Here is a 350-nt window from a genome sequence, read left to right as displayed (position 1 = left end):
AGAAATAGGGATGCAATGCCCGAAATAGCCTCCTAGTGGGACTTCCACCCCTTGGTGGAATATAAGGGACTCGTATCCTGACCATCCCATAACTGTTTATATGTCCCGACGCTTGGAGAAATCTGAGCAAGGCAGGGGACTCAAGGTCATAAACAAACTGAGAAATCAGGGAGTAGAGAGTAAAGGCGATAGCCACCCCCAATTTCAGGATACACGATTCTGGGATTGAAGCGGGGAACGGAAGGCGTGAAGTAGAACCTACTACCAAATGCGACCACTGCCAACCATCCATGACTAGGGAAACCGAATGTCTGGCTTGAACCATCGTCATTATTGAGTAGCGTAATAGG

1 protein-coding gene is annotated in these 350 nt (G+C 48.3%); it reads right to left on the bottom strand.

The features are described from left to right. Positions 1–331, bottom strand: a 331-nt coding sequence (locus P5683_RS26020; RefSeq protein ID WP_315642171.1) for a hypothetical protein, incomplete at its 3' end; no start/stop codon positions are given. Positions 332–350 lie beyond the last annotated feature (19 nt).

It is taken from the genome of Limnospira sp. PMC 1279.21, from assembly GCF_032349615.1.
GTDB classification, from domain to species: domain Bacteria; phylum Cyanobacteriota; class Cyanobacteriia; order Cyanobacteriales; family Microcoleaceae; genus Limnospira; species Limnospira fusiformis.
This window is presented reverse-complemented; position numbering and strand designations above follow the sequence as displayed.